We start from the raw sequence: 8001 nt of genomic DNA on the forward strand, positions 1-8001 counted from the left end.
CCCGTCCGCGGCCAGGCCCGCGCCTCACTCAGCAACTCGACCGCCCCAGCCGACCAGTCCACATGCGGCGACGGCTCATCCACATGCAACGTCCTGGGCAACACCCCATGACGGATCGACTGGACGAGTTTGATCACGCCGCCGACGCCCGCCGCCGCCTGTGCGTGACCGATGTTCGACTTGAGCGAGCCCAGCCAGAGCGGCCGACCGGCGGGCCGCCCCTGACCGTACGTCGCGATGATCGCCTGTGCCTCGATCGGGTCACCCAGCCTGGTGCCGGTGCCGTGCGCCTCGACCAGGTCCACGTCCGCCGGGGAGAGCCGTGCCCCGGCGAGTGCCTGCCGGATCACCCGCTGCTGCGCCGGGCCGTTCGGGGCCGTCAGCCCGTTCGAGGCGCCGTCCTGGTTCACCGCCGAACCCCGGACCACCGCCAGTACCTCGTGTCCCAGCCGTCGTGCGTCCGACAGGCGTTCCACCAGCAGGAACCCGACACCTTCGGCCCAGCCGGTGCCGTCGGCCGCCCCGGCGAACGCCTTGCAACGGCCGTCCACCGACAGGCCGCGCTGGCGCGAGAACTCCACGAACCCCTGCGGCGACGCCATCACCGAGACGCCCCCGGCCAGCGCCAGGTCGGACTCGCCCGAGCGCAGCGACTGCACCGCCAGGTGCAGGGCGACCAGCGAGGACGAGCAGGCCGTGTCGACCGTGACCGCGGGCCCCTCGAACCCGAACGTGTACGCGATCCGGCCCGACGCCACACTGCGCAGCGTGCCGATGCCCAGGTGGCCTTCCAGTTCCTCGGGCGTCCTGGAACCGGCGGCGTAGTCACCGCCCGCGAGCCCCGCGAACACCGCCGTACGGCTGCCTCGGAGCGGAGCCGGATCGATGCCGGCCTGCTCGAACACCTCCCAGGCGCTCTCCAGGAGCAGCCGCTGCTGCGGGTCGATCGCCAGCGCCTCGCGCGGCGAGATCCCGAAGAACTCCGCGTCGAAGCCCGCGACGTCACTCAGAAAGCCGCCGTACCGGGTGTACGACGTGCCGGGATGGTCGGGATCGGGGTCGAACAGGCCGTCCAGGTCCCAGCCCCGGTCCGCGGGGAACGGTGACACCGCGTCCCGGCCCGCGGCGACCAGATCCCACAGGTCCTCCGGCGAGTTCACGTCGCCGGGGAACCGGCAGGACATTCCCACGATCGCGATCGGCTCCCTGCCCGCGGACTCGACCTCGTGCAGCCGCCCTCGCAGACTGTGGACATCGGCGATCGCGCGTTTCAGGTATTCGCGAAGCTTCTCGTCGGCCATGGTGGATGCGCTCCTCAGCGTCAAAGGGAGTCGATGTCGTGGTCGAGGAGCCGGAACAGCTCCTCGTCGGTCGCGGAGTCCAGGTCGATGCCCGCGCCCACCGGTGGCGCGACCGTCCCCCACCGGTCGAGCAGGACCCGCATCCGGGTCAGGAGCTCCGCGTACTCGGGGTCGTTCTCGGCACCGGAGGAGAACACCGCCTCCAGGTAGTCGAGTGAGGCCGAGGCGGAGGGGAACCGGACGGCTTCCCCGGACGACGACAGTTCGTTCCTGAGATAGCCGACGATCGCGGCGGGCGTGGGGTAGTCGAAGACCAGCGTGGCCGGCAACCGCAGGCCGGTGGCCGCCCCGAGCCGGTTGCGCAGGTCGACGGCGGTCAATGAGTCCAGGCCAAGCTCCCGGAAGGCCCGTCCGAGGTCGATGGCGCTCGCGCCGTCGTGCCCCAGGACGACTGCCGACTCGGCGCGGACCAGCTCGACCAGCGCCTCGTCCAGCTCGGCTCCGGCCAGCGTGGCGATCGACCTGGTCACGGGTTCCGCCACGGTCGGCACCTCAAGCGGCCTGCCTCCGGCAGGCACGGCGTCGAGCCAGAAGCGGCGGTGGCGGAAGGAGTAGGTCGGCAGCGGTACCCGGCGGGCGCCGGAGTACACCGCCCGCCAGTCCACCGGGACACCTCGGACGTACACCTCCGCCAGAGACGTGCGGAACCGGTCGAGGCCGCCGTGGTCGCGGCGCAGCGATCCCGCCACGACCGCGCCCGGCCTGGCGGTGCCTTCGAGGGTCTCCTGGATGCCGGAGGTCAGCACCGGATGGGGGCTGACCTCGATGAACACGTCGTATCCCCGCTCGGCCAGCGCACGGGTGGCCTCCTCGAACCGGACCCGCTCACGGAGGTTCGCGTACCAGTAGTCCGCGTCCATCGGCGCCGTGCCGATCCAGTCGGCGGTGACCGTGGACAGGATCGGCACGTCACCGGGACGCGGCCGGATCGGCGCGAGGGCCTCGCCCACCTCCGCGCGGACCCGCTCGACATGTGCGGAGTGGGAGGCGTAGTCCACCGGGATGAGCCGGGCCCGTACGTCCTGCTCCCGGTAGTCGTCGACGAGCCCGGCCACCGCGTCCGGATCGCCGGAGATCACCACCGACGAGGGACCGTTGACGGCGGCCACCGAGACGCGACCCGCCAGCCCGGCGATCCTGGCCTCCACCTCACCCGGTGGCAGCGCCACCGACGCCATGGCTCCGCTCCCGGCCAGGGCCAGGATGGCACGGCTGCGGAGCGCGACGACTCGTGCGGCATCCTCCAGCGACAGGGTTCCGGCCACGCACGCCGCGGCGATCTCGCCCTGGCTGTGCCCGACGACGGCGGCGGGGCGGACACCATAGGACTCCCAGAGGGCGGCCAGCGACACCATCACCGCCCACAGCAACGGCTGGACCACGTCCACCCGGTCCGGATCGGGTGCGCCCGGCACACCACGCAGGACGTCTGCGGGCGACCAGTCCACGTACGGGGAGAGCGCCTGGCCACAGGCCGCCAGCCGGTGGGCGAACACCGGAGCGGAGTCGAGCAGCTCGACCGCCATCCCCGCCCACTGGGACCCCTGCCCGGGGAAGACGAACACCACCCTGCCCTCGCCCTCGACATCCGCGACACCGCGTACCACCCGGGGCGAGGAGGTCCCGGCGGCCAGCGCGCGCAGGCCGGACACGAACCCGTCGGTGTCCTCGGCGAGGACGACGGCGCGATGCTCGAAGGCCGATCGCGTGGTGGCCAGGGAGAGTCCGACGTCCCGGGGGTCGATTTCGGCCGCGTCATCGGAAGCCTCGACGAAGTCGGCCAGGCGGGCGGCCTGGCCGTACAGGGCCTCCGGGGTCCTGCCCGACACCGTCCAGGGGAGCGGTCCGCCGCGCGGCTCCGCCCGGGTGGGCGTCGCCTCGACCGGCGGAGCCTGTTCGATGATCACGTGGGCGTTGGTACCGCTGACCCCGAACGCCGACACCCCCGCCCGGCGCGGCGCGCCCGTCTCCGGCCAGGCCCGCGCCTCGGTGAGCAGTTCCACGGCTCCGGCCGACCAGTCCACGTGCGGCGACGGCTCGTCCACGTGGAGCGTCCTGGGCAGGACGCCGTGGCGGATCGCCTGCACCATCTTGATGATCCCGGCCGCTCCGGCCGCCGCCTGGGTGTGCCCGATGTTCGACTTCAGCGAGCCCAGCCACAGCGGCCGCTCATCGGACCTGTCCTGGCCGTACGTGGCGATGAGCGCCTGCGCCTCGATCGGGTCGCCCAGCGTGGTGCCCGTGCCGTGGCCCTCGACGGCGTCCACCTGCGAGGGCGCGAGCCCGGCGTTGGTGAGCGCCTGCCGGATGACCCGCTGCTGCGACGGGCCGTTCGGCGCCGTCAGCCCGTTGGAGGCGCCGTCCTGGTTCACCGCCGTGCCACGTACCACGGCCAGCACCTCGTGGCCGAGCCGCCGGGCGTCCGCGAGGCGCTCGACGAGGAGCAGGGTCACGCCCTCGGCCCAGCCGGTGCCGTCGGCGGCCCCCGCGTACGCCTTGCATCGGCCGTCGGGGGCCAGCCCGCGCTGCCGGGAGAACTCGACGAACACGGCGGGCGAGGCCATGACCGCGACTCCGCCGGCCAGCGCCAGGTCGGACTCGCCCGAACGCAGCGACTGCACCGCCAGGTGCAGGGCGACCAGCGAGGACGAGCACGCCGTGTCGACCGTGACCGCGGGCCCCTCGAACCCGAACGTGTACGCGATCCGGCCCGACGCCACACTGCCCGCGTTGCCGTTGGCCAGGTAACCCTCCAGCGGGGCGGGCGCCTCCCCCACGCGGGGTGCGTAGTCGTGGTACATCACTCCGGCGAAGACGCCGGTCCTGCTGCCCCGCAGCGTGGCCGGATCGATGCCCGCGCCCTCGAAGGCCTCCCATGCCGTCTCCAGCAGCAACCGTTGCTGGGGGTCGGTCGCCAGTGCCTCGCGCGGCGAGATCCCGAAGAACTCCGCGTCGAACTCGGCCGCCTCGTGCAGGAATCCGCCGTGCTTCGTGTACGACGTACCGGGGTGCGCGGGATCGGCGTCGAACAGCGCCCGCAGGTCCCAGCCCCGGTCGGACGGGAACTCCGAGATCGCGTCGCCGCCCGAGGCGACCAGCCGCCACAGCTCCTCCGGCGAGCTCACCCCGCCGGGCAGCCGGCAGGCCATTCCGACGATCGCGATCGCGTCGTCGCTCACCGGGGCGGGGACGGCCGGGGCGGCGGGCCCGTTCTCGGTCTCCCCGCCGAGTTCCGCCTGGAGGTAGCCGACCAGCGCGGCGGGCGTGGGATGGTCGAAGGTCAGGGTGGCGGGCAGCCGGAGCCCCGTCACCGCGTTCAGCCGGTTGCGCAGCTCGACCGCCGTCAGGGAGTCCAGCCCGAGGTCGCCGAAGGCCCGCCGGGCCGGCACGGTCTCGGCGCCGGTCCCGAGGACCGCCGCCACCTCGGCACGTACCAGGCCGAGCAGGAGTTCGCTCCGCCGGTCGGCGGCGAGTCCGGCCAGCCGCAGTGCGAGCGACGACCGTTCCGCGGCCTCCCGCGCGGGCCGGCGCGGGGGCCGGACGAGACCGCGCAGCAACGGCGGGATCTCCCCCGTGGCGCGCACCGCGGGCAGGTCGAGCAGGACGGGGACCAGAACGGCGGGGCCGAGCCGCAGCGCGGCGTCGAACAGCTCCAGCCCCTCGGCGGTGGGCAGCGGCCGGACCCCGCCGCGCGCGGCCCGCGCCCGGTCGACGTCGGTCAGGTGCGCGGTGACGCCGGTGCTCTGCGCCCACAGGCCCCAGTCCAGGGAGAGCGCGGGCAGGCCCGCGCCGCGGCGGTGCTCCGCGAGGGCGTCGAGGAAGGTGCCGGCCGCCGCGTAGCTCGCCTGCCCCGCACTGCCCAGAACCCCGGCGATCGAGGAGTACAGCACGAACCACGCCAGATCGAGCTCCTTCGTCAGGTCGTGGAGATGCCAGGCCGCGTCGACCTTGGGACGGAGCACCGCGTCGACGCGCTCGGCGGTGAGCGAGGCGATCACACCGTCGTCGACGACACCCGCGGTGTGCACGACGGCGGTCAGCGGATGCTCCGCCGGAATCGCCGTGAGAACCTCCTCCAGGAACGCCCGATCGGCCACGTCCCCCGCCACGATGTCGACGCGGGCACCGAGCCCGGCCAGCTCGGCCCGTAGCTCGGCCGCGCCGGGGGCCTGATCGCCACGGCGGCTGGTGAGGATCAGGTGCCGGGCACCGTGCCCGGTCACGACGTGCCGGGCGAGCAGGCCACCGAGCCCTCCGGTGCCGCCGGTGATCAGCACGGTCCCTTCCGGGTTCAGGGGCGCGGCTCCGATGGCCGGACCGCCCGTCGCCCGGACCAGGCGCGGCACCAGGATCCGATCTCCCCGTACCGCCAGCTGCGGCTCACCGGCGGCCAGCCGGCGAACGGTCTCCGCGCTGAGGTCGCGGTCACCGTCGACCAGGACGATCCGCCCCGGCTGCTCCGACTGGGCCGAGCGCACGAGTCCCCACACGGCGGCCGCACGCGGATCAACGGTCTCCTCCTCGGAGGAGGCCACCGCGTTCCTGGTGACCACGACCGCGCGGGCGGAACCGGCGCGCTCCTCCCCCAGCCATCGCCGTAGCTCGGCCAGTACCCGGTTCGTCACCTCGTGGACGGCGGGCACCACGCCCGCCGACGGATCCGGGCCGGCATCGCCGGAGATGACGACGACATCGGTGACATCCGCGTCGGCGGGATCGATGGTGGGCGGCTCGACCCAGCCGATCTGGAAGAGCGAGTCGCGCGACGCCGATCGCGCCTCGCGCAGCCGGCCCGCCTCGATCAGGCGGGAACGCAGCCCCTCGACGGATGCGACGGGCGCTCCCGTGGCGTCCGCCACCTGGACCGTCCAATCCTGCGGGCCGGTCGGCGCGAGCCGCACCCGGACCTCGGACGCGCCGGAGGCGTGCAGGCGGACGCCCCGCCAGGCGAAGGGCAGCCGGTTGCCGCCGGCCGGGGTGGTCGGCAGGGTGTCATGCGCCGCGACGTGCAGAGCGGCGTCGAGCAGGGCGGGATGCACGCCGAACCGGGCGGCGTCCTCCCGCTCCCCCTCCGCGAGGGACACCTCCGCGAAGAGCACCTCACCCTGCCGCCAGGCCGCCTTCACCCCCTGGAACGCGGGACCGTAGTCCAGACCGGCTCCGGCCAGGGTGTCGTAGAAGTCCGTGACATCGAGCGCCACGGCGTCGGCGGGAGGCCACGCGGCCAGACTGAACGGGTTCTGCCCCGAGCCGGGGACGACACGGCCCTCCGCATGCTTGACCCATTCGGCGCCTGCCGGTGCGCCCTCGGGGCGGGAATGGACGGCGACGGCACGGCCACCCTCACCGTCCGGGGCACCGGCCGACACCTGGATGTGCACCGCGCCGCTCTCCGGAAGCAGGAGAGGGGTCTCGATCACCAGCTCGTCAAGCGCCTCCGCGCCGACCTCGTCACCGGCTCTGATCGCGAGTTCGACGAAGGCGGTGCCGGGAACCACGACCGTACCCGCGACCGCGTGGTCGGCGAGCCAGGGATGCGACCGCAGCGACAGACGACCGGTCAGGAGTACGGCGTCGGCATCCGCAAGCCCGATCGTGCCGCCGAGCAGCGGATGGTCGGCCGCACCGAATCCCAGCCCCGAGGCGTCCGCCGCGCCCGCCGGCGAGGCGTCGAGCCAGTAGCGCTGTCGCTGGAAGGCGTAGGTGGGGAGGCCGACCTTGCTCGCGCCGGGGAAGACCGCCTCCCAGTCGATCGGGCTGCCATGGATGTGGGCCTGCCCGAGTGCCAGCAGCGCGCTCACCTCCTCGGGCCGGTCCTTGCGCAGCAGGGGGGCCAGCACATGTGGCTCGGCGTCGGGGCGCTCCGGCAGCGACTGCCGTGCCATCGCCGACAGCACCCCGTCGGGGCCCAGCTCCAGGAACGTCGTCACCCCCACCGCATCGAGGGTGGTCACCGCGTCGGCGAACCGGACCGGCTCTCTTACCTGCCGTGTCCAGTAGGCCGGATCGCTCAGCTCCCGGCCGGTCGCCACCTGCCCGGTCAGCGTCGACACCAGCGCGATCCGCGGCTCGGCGAACGTCACCGTCTCCAGCACCCGCTGGAACTCCGCCAGCATCGGCTCCATCCGGGAGGAGTGGAACGCGTGGCTGACCGTCAGCCGCCTGCTCCGCCGTCCCCGCCCGGTGAAGTCGGCCACCACGGCTGAAGCCAGGTCCTCATCTCCAGAGATCACCACCGAGGAGGGCCCGTTGACGGCCGCGATCCCCACCCTGCCCGACCAGGTCCGATGGGAGTCGCCCGGAAGGTCCTCATCTCCAGAGACCACCAACGGGCCGTCGGCGGCCGTGCCCCCCACCCCGAAGTCGCTCGGAGTGTCCGTCCGCACCTCGTCCGGTTCCGCCGGAGCACCCAGCCCCTCGATCGCGGCCACCGCCCCATCGGTCGCCTCCGAAGCCGCTGAAGTCGCCTCGTCCAACTCCGCCAGGCTGTCGAGCACCTCCTGTTCGGTGGCCTCGATCGCGGCCATCGCCCCACCGGCCGGCAACGCCTGCATCAACCGGCCCCGCGCCGCCACCACCCTGGCCGCATCCGCCAGCGACCACACCCCCGCCACATGAGCCGCCGACAACTCCCCAACCG

Annotated in this window: 2 protein-coding genes; both read right to left on the reverse strand. The window is 73.6% G+C overall.

Annotated elements, in window-relative coordinates:
* Positions 1-1301 (reverse strand): beta-ketoacyl synthase N-terminal-like domain-containing protein (locus tag ABZU75_RS44055; RefSeq protein WP_355568694.1); only part of this gene is annotated, 1301 nt, incomplete at its 3' end.
* A 20-nt stretch (positions 1302-1321) separates the two neighbouring features.
* The gene (locus ABZU75_RS44060; protein ID WP_355568696.1) at positions 1322-7990 is read right to left on the reverse strand and encodes an SDR family NAD(P)-dependent oxidoreductase; all 6669 of its coding nucleotides are present in this window, start codon (positions 7988-7990) and stop codon (positions 1322-1324) included.
* Positions 7991-8001: the final 11 nt, after the last annotated feature.

Origin of the sequence: Streptosporangium sp. NPDC005286 (genome assembly GCF_040607515.1) — a bacterium.
Lineage (GTDB): Bacteria > Actinomycetota > Actinomycetes > Streptosporangiales > Streptosporangiaceae > Streptosporangium.